Here is a 16,633-nt window from a genome sequence, read left to right as displayed (position 1 = left end):
ATATTCAGCCGCCTCGATGACGAGGTGGATTCGTGGAAGGAGGAAAGGCCATGACAGCACTGGGCAATGTGATGACGCTCATTCAGGAACTGGAGCAAGAGGACGCGGCCGCCGACGCGCCCGCGCCGGAGGCGCGCAGCAGGGGCGACTTCCCCGCGGTCTGTTCGTGCGTGTGCGCCTCGTCGCTGGGCGAAGTCGTCGCGCTCATCCGCGAGATGCAGGGCGACAGCCTGAGGGCGTTCATGGACTCCCTTCCGCCGGTGAAAGGACGAAAGACCGCGACCGTCGCCGCGTGAGGCTGCTACGCAATCGGCATGGAGCGGTGGGCGTCGCGCAGTTCCCGCGCGCTCCCCGCTCCGGCCCGCCGACCCGTTTTTACCCCCGTTTTTACCCATATCCCTGCAACGCTTCGTTCATGAGCAACGAAATCCACTGGAGACCCGCATGACCCGACCCGGCGAGCTCAAGCTCCCCCATCTGTTCAAACCCGGCCAGATCGGCAAGTATCCGACCAAGAACATGGTCAAGTACGGCGCGTGCTGCGTGTCGAACTACAACACGCGCGACGGCTACATCACGCCGCGCGAACTCGCCCGCATGCGCGTCATCGCCGCGACCGGCGCCGGCATCATCACGAACCAGGGCGCATACCCGGACCCGCTCGGCGAAGGCAAATCGTACTTCCGCCAGGTGGCGCTGTTCGACGACAAGTTCCTGCCGCAATTCGAGACCATCGCGCAGTACATCCACGACGGCGGCGCGGTCGCAATCCAGCAGATCCTGCACGCCGGGCGCTACGGGGGCATCGACCTGGGCTACTGCATCCAGCCGTCGGTCGTGCCGCAGACGCTGCCGCATTTCCGCCCGCCGAGGGAAGTCACGAAGGAGCAGATCCGCGCGATCATCGGCCAACACGCGGATGCCGCGAAACGCGCGATCCGCGCGGGCTTCGACGGCACCGAAGTGACCAGCTTCATGGGCTATCTGCTGGCGAACTTCAACTCGCGCTTCACGAACCAGCGCACCGACGAATACGGCGGCTCGATCGAGAACCGCGGCCGCTTCATGCGCGAACTGATCGACTCGATCAAGCAGGCCACTCCCGAGCATCCGCTCGTCGTGCGCCTGAACGGTGCCGAGCTGATGGACCGCTGGGGCGGCAACAGCGAAGACGAGTGCTTCGAGCTGATGCAGCAGGCGGTCGATTCGGGCGTCGACATGATTTCGGTGACCGTCGGCTGGCAGGAAGCGCCGGAATCGTCGATCGGCCGCGACGTCGCGCCGGGGCACTGGAACTACCTGTCGGCGAAAGCGAAGAAACTTTTCCCGAACACCTTGATCACGTTCGGCAACCGCCTGCCCGACCCGGTGATGGCGAACCAGTGCATCGCCGACGGCGTGTTCGACTACTGGGAAGTGTGCCGCCCGATGCTCGCCGACCCGGAGCTCTTGCACAAGGCGGCCGAAGACCGGCTCGACGAGGTGCGCCGCTGCATCGGCTCGCTGAACTGCCTGTCGCGCCTGTTCCGCGACCTGCCTTACACCTGCGCGATGAACCCGGCGCTCGGCCACGAAGTCGAGCCCGAATACCACGTCACGCCCGCTGCGGTGAAGAAGAAGATCATGATCATCGGCGCCGGCCCCGCCGGCATGGAAGCGGCGATCACCGCGAAGCGCCGCGGCCACGAGGTGACCGTGTTCGAGAAAGGCGACCGCATCGGCGGCAGCCTCGCCGGCTATGCGGCGAACGATCTCGCGCGGCCCGACGACCTGATCTCGGTGATCAAGTACTACGAGACGATGGCGCGCAAGATGGAGATCGACGTGCGCTTCAACACCGAGGCGAACGCGAAGTTCATGCGCAGCATCCTGCACCAGTTCGACGTGTGCATCGTCGCGGCCGGCTCGCGCACCGACATGAAAGCCTATCGTCACATTGAAGGCCATGAGCAGCTCGTCGATGCGCTCGACGTTGCGACCGGCAAAGTGACTCCGGGCAAGCGCATCGTCATGGTCGGCGCCGGCAAGATCGGCCTGACGCTGGCCGAATCGCTGTGCAAGCAGGGCCACGAAGTCGTGCTCGTCGAGGAAGACAAGCGCATCGCCGGCGACGTCATGCCGTCGTTCAAGTGGCGCCACTCGGCGTGGATCGAGGAACTCGGCATCCGCACGCTGACGTCGTCGGTGCTGACGAAAGTCACGGTCGAAGGCGCGACAGTGAAGAACGGCAAAGGCGAGGAGATTTTCGTCGAAGCCGACACCGTCATCGTGTCCGGGCCGCGCAAGGCGAACCACGACCTGTTCCACGAATTCCAGTGGATGGTCGATGAGCTGCACGGTGCTGGCGACGCGGTCATCGCGCGCGGGCTCGACGCCGCGATCCACGAAGGCTACCGGCTCGGCGTGCGGATCTGAGCCGGCGCCGTCACGCAAACGGCAGTGCAGCCGCACCGCGCGCAGGAAGCAGGCGCGGTTGCACTGCCCACTCGAAAACGCAAGGAGACCGAACCGATGCAATTTCTGCAACCGCCCGGATGGGCACGCCCCAAGGGCTATTCAAACGGCATTGTCGCCAGCGGGCGCATGGTGTTCGTCGCCGGCCAGGTCGGCTGGGATGAACAGGAGCAGTTCCGCAGCGACGATCTCGTCGCCCAGGTCCGCCAGGCCCTGGGCAACATCGTCGCGGTCCTCGCCGCAGCCGACGCGCGCCCGGCCCACATCGTGCGGATGAACTGGTATCTCGCCGACAGCGTCGAGTACAACGCCCGTCTGGCTGAAATCGGCGCCGTGTACCGCGAGCTGATCGGCAAGCATTTCCCGGTGATGACGGCGCTGCAGGTCGCCGGCTTCGTCGAGAAGGGCGCGAAAGTCGAGATCGAGGTCACGGCGATGCTGCCGGCCTGAACGGCGTCGTGACGACTGCGCGGACGACGCGATGAGCGACGGGCTTCTCGACTGCGCCGCGTGGAAAGCGATGCTCGACCGCGACGGCGTGCCCGCGGCCGACGCGTCGATCGGCGTGCTGACGAAGGAGGATTTCGCCGCGCGCCACGGCCGCGTGCTCGTGTGGCGCGGCACGTTTGAAGGCGCGAACGTGACGCTGCGCAGCTACCGCGGCGACTTCGACGCGGACGTCGCGATGCTGCTCGTCGCCGACCGCGACGCGCTCGCCGCGGTGCTCGCCGACGGCCTCGCGCAGGTCGCGCCGCTCGTGCGCCGCGGCAAGCTGCATCCTTACATGCTGAGGACGCTCGAAGACCTTGAAGACGCCGGCCTGTCCGATTTCGTCGAGGACTTCGGGCTCGTGTTTCCGCGGCACTGACGCCGCGTGGGCGGTTGCGCGAGCGGGCGCACACGGGCAAGATGGTTGGACGTCAAACAAATGTCACTGCAGCGATGAGCTTTTCCGCAGACATCGATCCGGCGGCAGTCCTCGGCGGCTCGCGTCCCGCGCTGGCGCGCGCGCTGACTGCGGTCGAAAACGGCCGCCCCGGTGCGGCCGAGCTCCTCGTGAGCCTCGCGTCGCACCGCGGCCGTGCCCACATCGTCGGCATCACCGGTGCGCCGGGAGCCGGCAAATCGACGCTGATCAACGCGCTCCTCGGTGAGTTGCTCGCGCGCGGCCGGCGCATTGCGGTCGTCGCCGTCGATCCGTCGAGCCCGGTCACCGGCGGTGCGCTGCTCGGCGACCGCGTGCGGATGGGCGGGCACGGCGCCGACGAGCGCGTCTTCATCCGGTCGCTGTCGTCGCGCGGCCACCTCGGCGGCCTGTCGCGCACGACCGCGCAACTCGTCGATGTGTTCGACGCCGCGGGCTTCGATGTCGTCGTCGTCGAGACGGTCGGCGTCGGGCAGTCCGAAGTCGAGATCGGCCGCGTCGCCGACACGAACGTCGTCGTGTGTCCGCCGGGACTCGGCGACGAAGTGCAGGCGATCAAGGCGGGCATCCTCGAGATCGCCGACATCCTCGTCGTGAACAAGGGCGACTCGCCGCTCGCCGCGCGCACGATGCTCGACCTGCAGACGAGCGGCGGACTGCAGCGCGACGAACACTGGACGGTGCCGGTGCTGCGCACGGTCGCGACGAGCGGCGAAGGGATCGCCGAGCTCGTGGAGCGGATCGACGCCCACACAGGCGTCACCGGCATCGGGCGGCGGCTGCGCGCCGCGACCCCTTCGGCGGCGAGCGACGCGATGCCGGCGGCGCCCGCGACCGACGACGAACTTTTCGAGCAGCTGCGGCGCTGGCGTGCGGTGGGCCGTGGCGTCGCCCTCGCGACCGTGGTGCGGACCTGGGGTTCGTCGCCGCGCCCCGAAGGCAGCCATCTCGCGGTCGAGGAGAGCGGGGCGTTCCTGGGTTCGGTGTCCGGCGGCTGCATCGAGGGCGCGGTGATCGGCGAAGCGCAAGAGGTCATCACCGACGGCAGGCCGCGCCTGCTCGAGTTTGGCGTCAGCGACGAGCAGGCGTGGGAGGTCGGTCTCGCGTGCGGCGGCCGGGTGCAGGTTCTCGTGGAGCGGATCGAATGAAAGCGGCGATGTTCGAGCAGCTTCTCGCCGATCGCCGCGCGAAGCGGCCGGTGGCGGTGGTCACGCGGCTTGCCGATGGCGAAGCGGCGCTGGTGCACGAAGAGGAAAGCGCAAACGAGAACCAGGACGGGTTTTCCGGCGCGCTGGCGCTGACGCCGGAGCAGCTCGCCGAGACGCGCCAGCGCCTGCGGGCGAACCGCAGCGGCGCGCTCGCGTCGGCCGACGGCGCGCTGTTCGCGCGCTGCCACGTCGGCGCGCCGCGGCTCGTCATCGTCGGCGCAGTGCACATCGCGCAGGCGCTCGCGCCGATGGCCGCGATCGCCGGCTTCGAAGTGATCGTCGTCGACCCCCGGCGCGCGTTCGCGACGCCGCAGCGCCTGCCGGGCGTCAGCGTGATGACTGAATGGCCCGACGAGGCGCTGGAGCGGCTCGGCATCGACGCGCAGACCGCCGTCGTCACGCTGTCGCACGACCCGAAGCTCGACGATCCGGCGCTGATCGTCGCGCTGCACAGCGACGCGTTCTACATCGGTTCGCTCGGCAGCACGCGCACCCACGCGAAGCGCGTCGCGCGGCTCAGCGAGGCGGGGCTGGAAAACGCGGTTCCCCGCATCCACTCGCCGGTCGGGCTCGACCTGGGCGGGCGCGCGCCGGCCGAGATCGCCGTCGCGATCCTCGCCGAGGTCGTGCAGGCGAGGCATCGCCCGACATGACGGCATTCCCGCAGCGGACCGGCGACGGTCCTGGAGACTCCCATGATTTTCGGTGAATTCGACACGGACGCGGCCGCCGGCGTGATGCTCGCGCATACGCTGAAAGTCGGCGGCAGGACGCTGAAAAAAGGCCGCACGCTCGCCGCGGCCGATCTCGCGTGGCTGCGCGACGCGGGCATCAATACCGTCCTCGGCGCGCGCCTCGCGCCCGGCGACGTCGCCGAAGACGCCGCAGCAGCGCAGATCGCGGCGCTGCTGACCGGGGCGGACACGAATGCCGCGACGCGCCCGCCCTACACCGGCCGCTGCAACCTGCACGCGTCGCTGCGCGGCATCGTGCAGGTGGACCGCGAGCGCATCGACCGCCTGAACCTGCTCGACGAAGCGGTCGCGATCGGCACGCTGCCGCAGCACGCGGTCGCGCGCGCCGGCCAGGTCGTCGCGACCGTCAAGATCATCCCGTTCGCGGTGCCGGCGCGCCTCATCGACGCGTGCCGCGAGATCGCGTCGGCCGGCCCGCTGCTGCGCGTCGCCGAACTGAAGCCGCATCGCGTCGCGCTGATCCTGAGCGAGCTGCCCGGCATGAAGGAAAGCGTCTTCGCCGGAACCGTCGCCGCGACGCGCCACCGCCTCGACGCGCTCGGCAGCCGTCTCGCGCTGGTGCTGCGCTGCGCGCACGAGCGCGCAGCGCTCGAAGCGATGGTGCGCCAGGCGCTCGCGGCCGGCTGCGACCTCGTGCTCGTGTCGGGCGCGACGGTCGCGAAGGACCGCCACGACATCGCGCCGGCGGCCGTCACCGCGGCCGGCGGGCGGATCGACCATTTCGGCATGCCGGTCGAGCCGGGCAACATGCTCGTGCTGGCGCATCTCGGCAGCGTGCCGGTCGTGATCATGCCCGGCTGCGGCCGCTCGCGGCGCACGAACGGACTCGACTGGGTGCTGCAGCGGCTGCTCGCCGGGCTAGTCCCGACGCGCGAAGACATCATGCGACTGGGCGTCGGCGGCCTGATCCGCAGTCCGCTCGAAGCTGAAGACGACGCGGCAGAAGATGCGGAGGACGGCGACGGCGAAAGTTCCGCAGCGCCGCGCCGGCCGGGCGCGCCCCGCGTTGCCGCGCTCGTGCTGGCAGCCGGACGGTCCTCGCGCATGGGCGCCCCGAACAAGCTGCTGATCGAAGTCGGCGGCGTACCGATGGTGCTGCGCGCCGTCAATGCGGCTCGCGCGTCGTGTGCCGAGTCGGTGACAGTCGTCGTCGGCCATGAGGCCGAAGCGGTCGGGACGGTGCTCGCGGCGAGCGGGGCGACGCTCGTCGATAATCCGGACCACGCGCAGGGCATGTCGAGCTCGCTGCGCCACGGCATCGCGGCGCTGCCGGACGACATCGACGCGGTGATCGTGCTGCTCGGCGACATGCCGCGGATCACCGCCGAACATGTCGATCGCGTCATCGCGGCCTTCGACCCCGCGGCCCCGTCGATCGTCACGCCCGAGAAGGACGGCCGCCGCGGCAATCCGATCCTGTGGCCGCGCGAGTTCTTCGCCGCGATGGCGGGCATCTGCGGCGACCAGGGCGCGCGCGGCCTCATCGAACATAACGCCGACCGCGTGAAGCGGATCGCGATCGACGACGACGCGATCTTCGTCGATGTCGACCGGCCCGGCGATCTCGCGCAGGCCGAAGCGTCGCTCGTCCCCCAGTCCGGCAGCGGCATCATCGAGGAGCCGGTCACGTGATCGAGGCCCTCTACAACCAGCGCATCAAGGAACTCGCCGCGGCCGCGTGCGGCGCCGGCAGGCTCGACGCGCCGTCGGGCTCGGCGATGCGCGACAGCCCGGTGTGCGGCGACCGCGTGCGCATGGAAGTCCGCGTCGCCGACGGTCGCATCGTCGCGCTCGCCCACGAGGTGAAAGGCTGCCTGCTGTGCCGCGCCGCAGCGTCGGTGATCGGCCTGCACGGTGTCGGCCTGTCCGCGGCCGACTCCGAGGCGCTGCGCGCCGGAGTCGCGGCGATGCTCGCCGGCGGCGAGCGGCCGGACGGCTGGACCGAACTGGCGGTGTTCGAGCCGGTGCGCCAGCACCGCAGCCGCCACGGCTGCGTGCTGATCCCATTCGAAGCCCTCGCGAAGGCCGTCGCCGAGGGGTGAGGAAGCGGCGCGGACGACAGACCCGCCCGGCGCGCTGTGACAGAATGCGCTTCGTTCCCATCACAGCAAGGGCAGGAAAATGGTCATTTCAGGGTTTGAAAGCCTCCTCGAGGCTGCGCGGCAGCAGCCCGAACCGCAGCGGCTGCTGTTCGTTTTCGCCCGGGCGGAACTGCCCGAAGGCGCGACGCCGGAAGAGAAGCGTCGCTTCGAAAACGGCCAGGGCGGCGCGCTCGCCCCGGTGATGTACGTGGACAAGAAGACCGACGAAATCCACAGCTTCGCCGAGCTGGTCGAGGAATCACATCGCCTGGGACAACCCTGGGACATGGTGTTCGTCGGCTGCCTGGGCGGGCAGGGAGACCGGGAGCCGAGCGACGAGGCGACGCAGAAAGCGCTGGAATCCATGATCAAGTCGATCCAGGGCGGCCTGGTCAGCCATCTGCTGATGTATCGCCCTGACGGGGAGCAGGTCCGGCTGCCCTGACCGGCCTGCCTGCGTTGGCCTGTCGGCAGGGGCGTTCCTGCGCCTGTCGCGGCTGTGAGCTCGCCCCTTACAGGATGTACGAGCCGTTGATGCGACCTTCGAAGATCGCGATGTTGATTCCGAAGTCGTCCACGGTTCCGGTGCCCGTCCCATCGACGGTCACCGCCACGGAGCGGCCGCCCCGGATTTCGCGCCGTTCCTCGCGGGACAACGCACGGATCGCCTTGCCTTCCTCGCCTTTCCGTCCCTGCGTGACGGGCAGGTCCCTGATGGTCAGCTTTGACATGATATTTCTCCTCGTCCGCGTCATTGAAGTTTCCACTGAGCCGGTGCTGCGCTCGATCGGACTTCAGCACGACGCATGCCAATAGGTCGCAAGGTCGCGCGCGCCAATTAAGCATTTGAAAATATTGACGGAATATTGTTCTTGCGGATTCCGTTGCGGTTTTCCGGGCAAAGCTGGCGAGAGCATTCGATCACTTTTCGACGTTCTGTTCGATTGAATCGAACACTTCGGCGGTTGTTTCGGCAGCAACAGCGAACGCGTGTCGTAAAAATTTACAACTCCGTTACATTTTCCCCGAATCGATAACCACGAATCCTGAAAAATCAGGCCTTTGAAGCTCACTGGCATAACTCGTGCTGCGGCTCCGGTGCCGGACGGAGAGGAAGGCGATGCCGGGGAGGTTCTTCAGGTGCTGCCGACATTCACGCGCCCACGGCCGGAAAAAGGGAAAGCAGCCGGCGGCGGACATAAGAACGATTCCGCCGAATCGATCGGCGAGTGGGGTATCAAAGCCGGCTTGCTTCCAGTGACAGGTTTTCAACGACAGGCAGCGCAGTCAATCGGCAAAGGGGGCATGAAATGCCAAACGCAAAAATCGAAGAGGTGGAAGGCATCGGCGCGGTGACAGCGGAAAAATTTCGTGGCGCCGGTATCGGAAGTGCGGCGTCGCTACTGGCGCATTGTCGTACGCCGCAGCAGCGGAAAGAGCTGGCTGAAAAAACGAAAATTCCTGAAGATCAGATTCTGAAATTCGCCAACATGGCGGATCTGTTCCGGATCAAAGGGGTGGGGTCGGAGTATTCCGAGCTCCTCGAAGCGGCCGGTGTGGATACCGTGCCGGAGCTGTCGCGACGAAACGTCGCCAATCTCACCGAGGCGATGCAGGCGGCAAACGAAAAAATGAAGCTCACTCGACGGATGCCGGCTCAGACCGAGATCGCAAGATGGGTGGAAGAGGCCAAGACGCTGCCTCGCATGCTCGAATACTGACGCGCGGTTTGTGCGGCGTCGCTCAGACGTGTTGTTTTGCGCGGGCCCGTGGCACGCTCGGACCCACCAGGATCGTGCCGAAGCGCGCGAGGTAGAGCACGAACGCGACGCTCCACAGCAGCGCGGCAATCGCGACCGCCCACGCGCCGAGCTCGTGGACCGTCACCGCGAGCCGGACCAGGGCCGCAGCGAACAGCAGCAGGGCGGCGAAGCGCATCGCGTGCGGCAGCGCGAGCGGGCGGCCGGTGTGGCGCAGGCTCACGCGCACCATCAGGCCGACCATCATCATGCCGAGGCTGCCGACGGTGAACGCGTGCAGCCACGCGGCTTCCGCGACGACGCCGGCCAGTTCCGCGGCGGCTTTCAGCGCGAACGCGAAGATCAGCCACGCGAAGCCGAGGTGCATGACGAGGACGAGCGGCACGTCGGCGACGCGCCAGCCCTGCCAGCGCGTGACCCGCCACGCGTGGATCGAGGCGCACGCGAATGCCGCGGCGCCGGTCCAGTGTGCCGGCACTGCGGCCAGATCGAGCACGGCGAGCACGACGACGACGACGACTGCCGCGGCATCGAGTCCGGCGCGGAACGGCGCCTGGTCGCCGCGGCCTTTTTCGCGCAGCGCGTTGCCGGTGAAGATCGGCGTGAGGAGGCCGCCTTTGAGCACGTACAGCACGATCACCGCATAGACGCCGGCGCGCAGGCCGAGGCCGCCCAGGGCCGGGTCGGCCGCGGCAATTCCCGCGTGATAGGCGAGGTTGGCGCCAGAGAGCGCGGCGAGGATCGGCAGCAGCAGCAGGTAGAGCGGGTTCGCCGCGCGCCACAGTTGCGGCGCGAGTAGGACGAACAGCGCGGGGAAAAGCAGGCTGTCGGCGACAGTGACCAACAGCGGCGGCAGCCACGGCGTCGCCCAGCACGCGAGCCGGCCGGCAAGCCACAGCGCGACCAGCAGCGCGAGCCGGCCGCCGCGGATTTCCGGCGTGCCGGCCCAGCTCGGCAAGGCGGTCAGCACGATGCCGGTGATGATCGCGGCGGCGAAACCGAAGAGCATTTCGTGGCCGTGCCACAGCGCGAGCGGCGTCGCGGCCGAAACCGGCACATCCCACGCGCCGAGGTACGCGCCCGCCCAGACCACCATCAACAGCGGCGCATAGAGCGCGCCGAGCAGGTAGAACGGCCGGAAAGCGCTTGCCCACACGGGGGCCGACAGGGACGGGAATGGCGGCGGAGGCATCGGCGGAGCGGGAAATTCGTCAAGGGGCTTCATTCTATTCGGCGCCGCGCGCCTCGCATCGACAACCTTGTTCGAGTCGGCGATGCCGTTGCCCGGCGCCGTGAAGGGGGGCGAACGGCAGCCAGGTTCGTGCAGGGCTTTCCCGACCGTCGCCCGGTGGTCAGATACCAGCCGCCCGCGCTGCGCGGAACGCTGTTTGCTGATCACCCGCCATGACGACCTAATTCACGGAGGCAGCCATGCTTCTCAGGGCGAAGGGCGAATTGTTCGATCGGCATCTCGTCGCGACGGACGGCAGGATCGGCGCGGTGCGCGACGTGTATCTGGACGACGCGCGCTGGGTCGTGCGCTACCTCGAAGTCGAAGCGGGCGACGAGGGGATCGGCGGACGCAAGGTGCTGATCTCGCCGTCCTCGATCCGGCGTGACGCCGGCAGCGAGCGGGAGATCGCGGTCGCGCTGACTCGCGAGCAGGTGCGCAACAGCCCCGGGGCGGACCAGGACATGCCGGTGTCACGCCAGTTCGAGGAAGCGCACGCAAACTACTACGGTTACCCCTTCTACTGGGACGGGCCTTACCTGTGGGGCGCGTCGCAGCACCCGATCAGCGGTGAACCGTCGGTGACCACGCCTCCTGGCGGAGTGGCTCCCGGCGAGCGCGTGCGCGAGCTGAAGGAAGCCGAGCAGCGCGCCCGCGAGTCGCATCTGCGCAGCAGCGAGGAAGTGATCGGCTACCGGCTCGTCGCAACCGACGGGCCGGCCGGACACATCGAGGACTTCGTCATCGACGACAGCGACTGGCGGATCACGGACATCGTCATCGATACGCGCACGTGGCTGCCGAGCGACCACCTGCGGCTGCCGACCAGCGCCGTGGCGAAAGTCGATTGGGCGACGCGCGAAGTGCGCCTGAATATTGCGCGTGCAGAGGTCGAGAAGGCATCGAAGGCGTAGACGTTCTGCGCCGGTGGGGTGCAGAAACTCGCTGGACCCGGCACCCCGGCAAGAACTACACCCGCCTTGAAAGAACTTCACTGCGCGCTTCCGCGCGTCGCGGCGCCTGTTGCGTCACCGCTGGCCGACACGCGCCAGACGACATTGCCGACGTCGTCCGCGACGAGCAGTGCGCCGCGGCTGTCGATCGCGACGCCGACCGGCCGCCCCTGGGCCTCGCCGTCGTCATTGACGAAGCCGGTCAGCACGTCGATCGGCTCGCCGGCTGGAGCGCCGGCGGAGAACGGGACGAAGACGACTTTGTAGCCGCTCGGCGGCCGGCGGTTCCACGAGCCGTGCAGGCCGATGAAGGCGCCGTCGCGAAGTGGCGGCGGCAGCGCGCTTTTTTCGCCGAACACGAGCCCGAGCGCCGCGCTGTGCGGCACCAGCGCGTAGTCCGGCTTGATCGCGCGGGCAACGAGTTCGGGGCGCGCCGGTTTGACCCGCTCATCGACGTGCGCGCCGAAGTAGCTGTATGGCCAGCCGTAGAAGCCGCCGTCGACGACCGATGTCAGGAAGTCCGGCACGAGGTCGCTGCCGAGCTCGTCGCGCTCGTTGACGACGGTCCACAACCGGCCGGTGTGCGGCTCCCAGTCGAGGCCGTTGGGGTTGCGCAGGCCGCTCGCGAAAATGCGGTGCGCCCCAGTCGCCGGGTCGACTTCCCAGATCGCCGCGCGGCCGGCCTCGGCGTCGATGCCGTGCTCGGCGACGTTGCTGTTCGAGCCGACCGTCACGTAGAGCCGCGCGCCGTCCGGGCTGGCGATGACGTTCTTCGTCCAGTGGTGGTTGCGCGGCCCGCCCGGCAGCGCGACGACCGGGACGCCGGCGGCGGCGATTGTCGTGTCGCCGTCGCGGTACGGAAAGCGCACCAGCGCATCGGTGTTTGCGACGTACAGGTCGCTGCCGACGAGCGTCATGCCGAACGGCGAGTTGAGCCCTTCGAGAAACGCGAACCGCCCTTCGGCGACGCCGTCGCCATCGGCATCGCGCAACAGCGTGATGCGGTTCGCGCTCGGCACTGCCGCGCCGGCACGCTTCATCACCTGCGCCATGACCCAGCCTTTGATGCCCTGCCTGTCTTTCGGGCGCGGCGGCGCGTTGGTCTCGGCGACCAGCACGTCGCCGTTGGGCAGCACGTACAGCCAGCGCGGATGGTCGAGGTCGCCGGCAAAAGCCTGGACGCGCGCGCCGGGCGCGCCGACGGGCTGCGCGCCCGACGGCCAGCCGACCGCCGGGGCAATATCGACAGTCGGGATCAGCGACTTCGCCGGTGGCGGCAGCACCGGGTCGGGGCCGAGGCTCGCGGAAGGGGGCAGCCGCGCAGTCTCGGTGCACGCGGCGAGGCTCAGCGAGCACAGCAGGGCCAGGAGCGCCGGGCGGCCGGGAGGACGGCCCAAGGCGGGCGCCGCTACCGGCCAGGCGCCAGGCACCGTTCCCTTTCGCAAGTCATGCCGGGTGCTGCGCGCCACTGTCGGCGTGATGTCGGAATCTGTCATGGTCTCGTCTCCTCGCCCGCTCGGGGCGAAGCCCATGCAAGCCGCGTGCCGCCCCGGGCAGGCATGGGGCTTGCCAATCGGACACCATGGTGCGAGCCGGCGCGGCGAAAGGACGCTGAAGGAGCCGACACCGCGAATGACGGACCGTGACCGCCGGGCGGAGCGGTTTTCGCTGTAACTGGCGGGCCAAAGGAGACCGCGATGTTCTATCGACTCACGAAGTTGCAGGGTTACCCGATCGATGCCACTGACGGCACGATCGGCTGCGTCGAGGATGTGTACTTCGACGCCGAAGGGTGGGGTGTGCGCTATTTTGTCGTCCGGTCCGCGAACTGGCTGCGCAAGCGCGAGGTGCTGATCTCGCCGCGGGCGATTCGTCCGGGAGCCTGGAGCGACGAAGCGATTCTGACGAAGCTGACGCGCGAGCAGATCGAAAAGAGCCCGCCTGTCGCCAACGGCCACCCCGTCTCGAGATATTACGAAATGGCGCATGGTGCCCATTATCGCGATGACCATTACCGGAACGACCCGCCCAGCCGGGTCGGCGGCTCGTTCGGCATGCTGCTCGGAACGGCGCAGCTGCGCCCCGGGAACGAAGTGAGCCAGCTGGAAGCGATTGCCGAACGCGAGATCGAAGCCGCTGAACGCTCCCATCTGCGCAGCGGCGCGGAAGTGATCGCATACGACATCGAGGCGACCGATGGCACGATCGGCATCGTCGAGGACTTCCTCATCGACGACGAGGACTGGCGCGTCAGCTACCTGCTCGTCGACAAGCGCCCCTGGGTGGGGAGCGGGCACGTCCTGATCCCCGTCGAAGCGCTGGATCGCATCGACTGGGGCGAGGGGCGGGTGCGGCTGACGATGACGCGGGACGAGGTCGCGCGCAGCGCGGGCTATCCGTGAGCGACGGATGAGGGGCGCAGTCGTCATGGCGTGCGGTTTGGCGTCGTGCCTGCCCGTGCCACTCGACGCCGGTACGCACCCATTCTTCCGTCTGGCCGAACATCGAGCGGGATTTCCTTTGCGCAGTGCCGCTGTGCGCCTGCAACCGCCATTCCCCGCCGATGCTGCCTTTCCAACGGGGGCACGGCACCTGTGCGACGGCGCGGCCCCGTTGGCGCTTACTTCGCCAGCGTCCAGCCGCCGTCCTTGACGGCGATCAGCACGCGGCCGCGTTCGTCGAAGCCGCTGTGGTCGTCCTTCGTCATGTTGTAGACGCCCTGCGTGCCGATCAGCTCGGTGGTCTGTTCGAGGCTGTCGCGCAGCGCCGCGCGGAACGCTTTCGTGCCGGGCTTCGCGGTTTTTGCCGCGAGCGGGATCGCCTGCTGCAGCAGCAGGCCGGCGTCATAGACGTTGGCGCCGAAGGTCGCCGGCCGCGAGCCGTACGCCTTTTCGTACGCGGCGATGTACTCGGTCGCGACCTTCTTCGACGGGTTGCTGTCGGCGATCTCGGGCAGCACCAGCATCAGGCTCGCGGCGAGGATCGTGCCTTCGACCTTCTTGCCGCCGAGCTTGAGGAAGTCCGGCAGCGCGGCGCCGTGGGTCTGGTAGATCCGGCCGGTGTAGCCCTGGTCGCGCAGCGTCGTCTGCGGCAGCACTGCAGGCCCGCCGGCGGCGGCGACGAGCACCGCGTCAGGGTTCGCGCCGAGGACCTTCAGGCTCTGCCCGGTGACCGACGCGTCCTGGCGCTGGAAGCGCTCGTTCGCGGTGATCTTGATGTCGTTCGCCGCGGCGAGCGCCGAGAACACCTTGTACCAGTTTTCGCCGTACGGGTCGCCGACGCCGATGAAGCCGACCGTCTTCACGCCGCTCTTGACCATGTGCTCCATCAGCGCCCTGGCGATGATGTCGTCGTTCTGGGTGGTCTTGAACACCCATTTCTTCTTGTCGTCCATCGGCGTGACGACCGCCGCGGTGCCGACCGGCGCGAGCAGCGGCACGCCGGCCTCGGCGATGAACTGGATCACGCCCATCGCGTTCGGCGAGCCGGAGGGCCCGATGATCGCGTCGACGTTCTGTTCCGAGATCAGCTTCTTGACCGCGGTCACCGACGCAGTCGGGTCGCTCGCGTCGTCGAGCGCGATGTACTCGACGGTGAGGTCGCCGATCTTCGCCGGCAGCAGCGCCACCGTGTTCTTCTGCGGAATGCCGACCAGCGCTGTCGGGCCGGTCGCGGATGAAACCACGCCGATTCTGACCTGCGCGTGGGCCGGCAGGGACGCTGTCAGGAAAAGGCCTGACAGGACCATCAGCATCGTTTTCATTTTCATGTTTTCTTGTCTCCTGCGGTGTGGACCAAAAAGACCGGATTGCTGCTGCGCGTGAAGAACTCAGGGTTCGGAAGACTTACCTCGCTGTCGCTGGAAAATGCTTTCCGGGATGCATGGGAAATACGGCGCGAGCTGCCTCTCCCGGTGCAGCGCCCGCGCCGGCCCGACACGCTGCAGTCGAGCCGCCTTTCGCTGCGTGCCGCGCGTTGCGGCACGCTCACCCCGCGACGATGCCCCGTTCGCGCAGCTGCGCGATCGCCTCGTCCGCGTAGCCCGCTTCGCGCAGCACCGCGCAGGTGTCCTGCCCGTACTTCGCCGGAAACGCCAGTTCCCCGCTCGCACCGGCGACGTCGACGGCCATCGGCTGCATGTGCACGAGCCGGCCGTCGGGGGTGCGCGTCGTCGTCAGGCGGCGGCGCACCGCTTCCATGTCGCGCACCGCCGGAATGTCGTGGATCGGCGCGTGCGGGATCGTCGCGTCGCGAAAATCCGCGGCGATCTCCGCCGTCGCGAAGCGCGTCGTCACGGCCGCCATGTCGCGGTGGATCGCGTCGCGCTCTTTGTGGCGCCCTTCGTTCGTCGCGCGGGGGGCCGCGCCGAGCGAGGCGAACTTCGGGATCTCGGTGAGCCGGCGCCACTGCACGTCGCTGCCGATCGCCATGTAGATGAAGCCGTCCGCAGTCGGGTAGACGTTGGTCGGGATGAACTTGCGGTGCGCGTTGCCGCAGCGCGTGATCTCCGCCGGCTGGCAGTCGAAGTCGAGCAAGGGCAGCGTCGTGATGAGCCACGACGCCGCGGCCTGCAGCATCGACACGTCGATGCGGCTGCCTTTGCCCGTCTCGGCGCGTTCGAGCAGCGCGAGCATGACGTTGGCGAACACTTCGTCGCCCGCCTTGAGGTCGACGATCGGCACGCCGGCGAGCGTCGGCGGGCCGTCGGCGTCGCCGGTGAGCTCCATGTAGCCTGCCATCGCCTGCAGCACCGGGTCGTAGCCCGGCGCGTCCGGGTAGTCCGGGCCCATCGCCGAGATGCCGGCCCAGATCAGGTCGGGCTTCGTGCGGCTCAGCGTCTCGTAGTCGATGCCGAGCTGCTCATAGCGGCGCGGCACGGTGTTGCAGCAGAACACGTCGACGTCGAGCTCGACGAGGAGGCGCCGCAACAGCGCCTGGCCGTCGGGCTCCTTCAGGTTGATCGCGATCGCCTCCTTGCCGACGTTGGGCGCGATGAAATACGTGCGCCGGTCGTCATCGACGACGTTCGCGCCGATGTAGCGGTTCGGGTCGCCGGGCAGGCCGCCACGGGAGGGCGTCGATTCGAGGCGGATCACGCGCCAGCCGAGCTGTGCGAAGCGCAGCGTCGCGTACGGCATCGACAGCGCCTGCTCCATCGAGAGGACCGTTCTGCGCTTCATTCGACTGCCTTCCATTCGTTGGAGCTTGCCCGGGCACCGCAGGACGTAGGGCGGAAAAGCGAAGCGCCTTCCGCCGAATGGCATAC

General features: G+C 68.3%; 17 protein-coding genes. 12 read left to right on the top strand and 5 right to left on the bottom strand.

What is annotated here, in order from left to right; all coding sequences use genetic code 11:
• The first annotated feature begins 50 nt into the window (after positions 1 to 50).
• From EBN1_RS05885 to EBN1_RS05845, 9 genes are all read left to right on the top strand, one after another.
• Positions 51 to 296: a hypothetical protein gene (locus EBN1_RS05885; protein ID WP_041645873.1), complete on the top strand. Its 246-nt coding sequence runs from the start codon at positions 51 to 53 to the stop codon at positions 294 to 296.
• Between the two features lie 148 nt (positions 297 to 444).
• The gene (locus EBN1_RS05880) at positions 445 to 2,415 is read left to right on the top strand and encodes an oxidoreductase (RefSeq protein WP_011237004.1); all 1,971 of its coding nucleotides are present in this window, start codon (positions 445 to 447) and stop codon (positions 2,413 to 2,415) included.
• A gap of 96 nt (positions 2,416 to 2,511) precedes the next feature.
• Complete coding sequence (locus EBN1_RS05875) at positions 2,512 to 2,904, top strand: RidA family protein (RefSeq protein ID WP_011237003.1); 393 nt, start codon at positions 2,512 to 2,514, stop codon at positions 2,902 to 2,904.
• Between the two features lie 31 nt (positions 2,905 to 2,935).
• The gene (locus tag EBN1_RS05870) at positions 2,936 to 3,322 is read left to right on the top strand and encodes a hypothetical protein (protein WP_011237002.1); all 387 of its coding nucleotides are present in this window, start codon (positions 2,936 to 2,938) and stop codon (positions 3,320 to 3,322) included.
• A 74-nt stretch (positions 3,323 to 3,396) separates the two neighbouring features.
• On the top strand, positions 3,397 to 4,527 hold the full coding sequence (meaB, locus tag EBN1_RS05865) for a methylmalonyl Co-A mutase-associated GTPase MeaB (protein WP_049780198.1): 1,131 nt from the start codon (positions 3,397 to 3,399) through the stop codon (positions 4,525 to 4,527).
• A complete protein-coding gene (locus EBN1_RS05860; protein WP_011237000.1) occupies positions 4,524 to 5,240 on the top strand; it encodes an XdhC family protein in 717 nt (238 codons plus the stop codon). Before meaB ends, EBN1_RS05860 begins: the two co-directional genes overlap by 4 nt.
• 42 nt (positions 5,241 to 5,282) lie before the next feature.
• The gene (locus tag EBN1_RS05855; protein ID WP_011236999.1) at positions 5,283 to 6,974 is read left to right on the top strand and encodes an NTP transferase domain-containing protein; all 1,692 of its coding nucleotides are present in this window, start codon (positions 5,283 to 5,285) and stop codon (positions 6,972 to 6,974) included.
• On the top strand, positions 6,971 to 7,384 hold the full coding sequence (locus EBN1_RS05850; protein WP_011236998.1) for an iron-sulfur cluster assembly scaffold protein: 414 nt from the start codon (positions 6,971 to 6,973) through the stop codon (positions 7,382 to 7,384). Before EBN1_RS05855 ends, EBN1_RS05850 begins: the two co-directional genes overlap by 4 nt.
• 79 nt (positions 7,385 to 7,463) lie before the next feature.
• A complete protein-coding gene (locus EBN1_RS05845) occupies positions 7,464 to 7,868 on the top strand; it encodes a ribonucleotide reductase subunit alpha (RefSeq protein WP_041645871.1) in 405 nt (134 codons plus the stop codon).
• Between the two features lie 67 nt (positions 7,869 to 7,935).
• Here EBN1_RS05845 and EBN1_RS05840 read toward each other — a convergent pair whose 3' ends face one another.
• A complete protein-coding gene (locus EBN1_RS05840) occupies positions 7,936 to 8,154 on the bottom strand; it encodes a hypothetical protein (protein WP_197531848.1) in 219 nt (72 codons plus the stop codon).
• A 579-nt stretch (positions 8,155 to 8,733) separates the two neighbouring features.
• Between EBN1_RS05840 and EBN1_RS05835 the strand changes: the two genes are divergently transcribed.
• Positions 8,734 to 9,144 (top strand): DUF4332 domain-containing protein, encoded by a 411-nt coding sequence (locus EBN1_RS05835; RefSeq protein WP_011236995.1) that lies wholly within the window; start codon positions 8,734 to 8,736, stop codon positions 9,142 to 9,144.
• A gap of 22 nt (positions 9,145 to 9,166) precedes the next feature.
• On the opposite strand, the gene EBN1_RS05830 is transcribed toward EBN1_RS05835, so the two are convergent.
• Positions 9,167 to 10,408, bottom strand: a complete 1,242-nt coding sequence (locus EBN1_RS05830; RefSeq protein WP_011236994.1) for an NnrS family protein — start codon at positions 10,406 to 10,408, stop codon at positions 9,167 to 9,169.
• Between the two features lie 206 nt (positions 10,409 to 10,614).
• On the opposite strand from EBN1_RS05830, the gene EBN1_RS05825 reads away from it, so the two are divergent.
• On the top strand, positions 10,615 to 11,328 hold the full coding sequence (locus EBN1_RS05825; RefSeq protein WP_011236993.1) for a PRC-barrel domain-containing protein: 714 nt from the start codon (positions 10,615 to 10,617) through the stop codon (positions 11,326 to 11,328).
• 77 nt (positions 11,329 to 11,405) lie between these two features.
• Here EBN1_RS05825 and EBN1_RS05820 read toward each other — a convergent pair whose 3' ends face one another.
• Entirely contained in the window at positions 11,406 to 12,863 is a 1,458-nt protein-coding gene (locus EBN1_RS05820) for a PQQ-dependent sugar dehydrogenase (protein ID WP_083782939.1), read from the bottom strand.
• Positions 12,864 to 13,064: 201 nt separating this feature from the next.
• Between EBN1_RS05820 and EBN1_RS05815 the strand changes: the two genes are divergently transcribed.
• Positions 13,065 to 13,769: a PRC-barrel domain-containing protein gene (locus EBN1_RS05815; protein WP_011236991.1), complete on the top strand. Its 705-nt coding sequence runs from the start codon at positions 13,065 to 13,067 to the stop codon at positions 13,767 to 13,769.
• Between the two features lie 218 nt (positions 13,770 to 13,987).
• Here the strand turns inward: EBN1_RS05815 and EBN1_RS05810 are convergent, their stop codons facing one another.
• The gene (locus tag EBN1_RS05810) at positions 13,988 to 15,136 is read right to left on the bottom strand and encodes an ABC transporter substrate-binding protein (protein ID WP_011236990.1); all 1,149 of its coding nucleotides are present in this window, start codon (positions 15,134 to 15,136) and stop codon (positions 13,988 to 13,990) included.
• A gap of 217 nt (positions 15,137 to 15,353) precedes the next feature.
• Positions 15,354 to 16,547 (bottom strand): CaiB/BaiF CoA transferase family protein, encoded by a 1,194-nt coding sequence (locus EBN1_RS05805; RefSeq protein WP_011236989.1) that lies wholly within the window; start codon positions 16,545 to 16,547, stop codon positions 15,354 to 15,356.
• Positions 16,548 to 16,633: the final 86 nt, after the last annotated feature.

Source organism: Aromatoleum aromaticum EbN1 (assembly GCF_000025965.1).
Classification (GTDB): domain Bacteria; phylum Pseudomonadota; class Gammaproteobacteria; order Burkholderiales; family Rhodocyclaceae; genus Aromatoleum; species Aromatoleum aromaticum.
The sequence above is the reverse complement of the archived record's forward strand: the minus strand, read 5'-3'. Positions and strand labels throughout refer to the sequence as shown.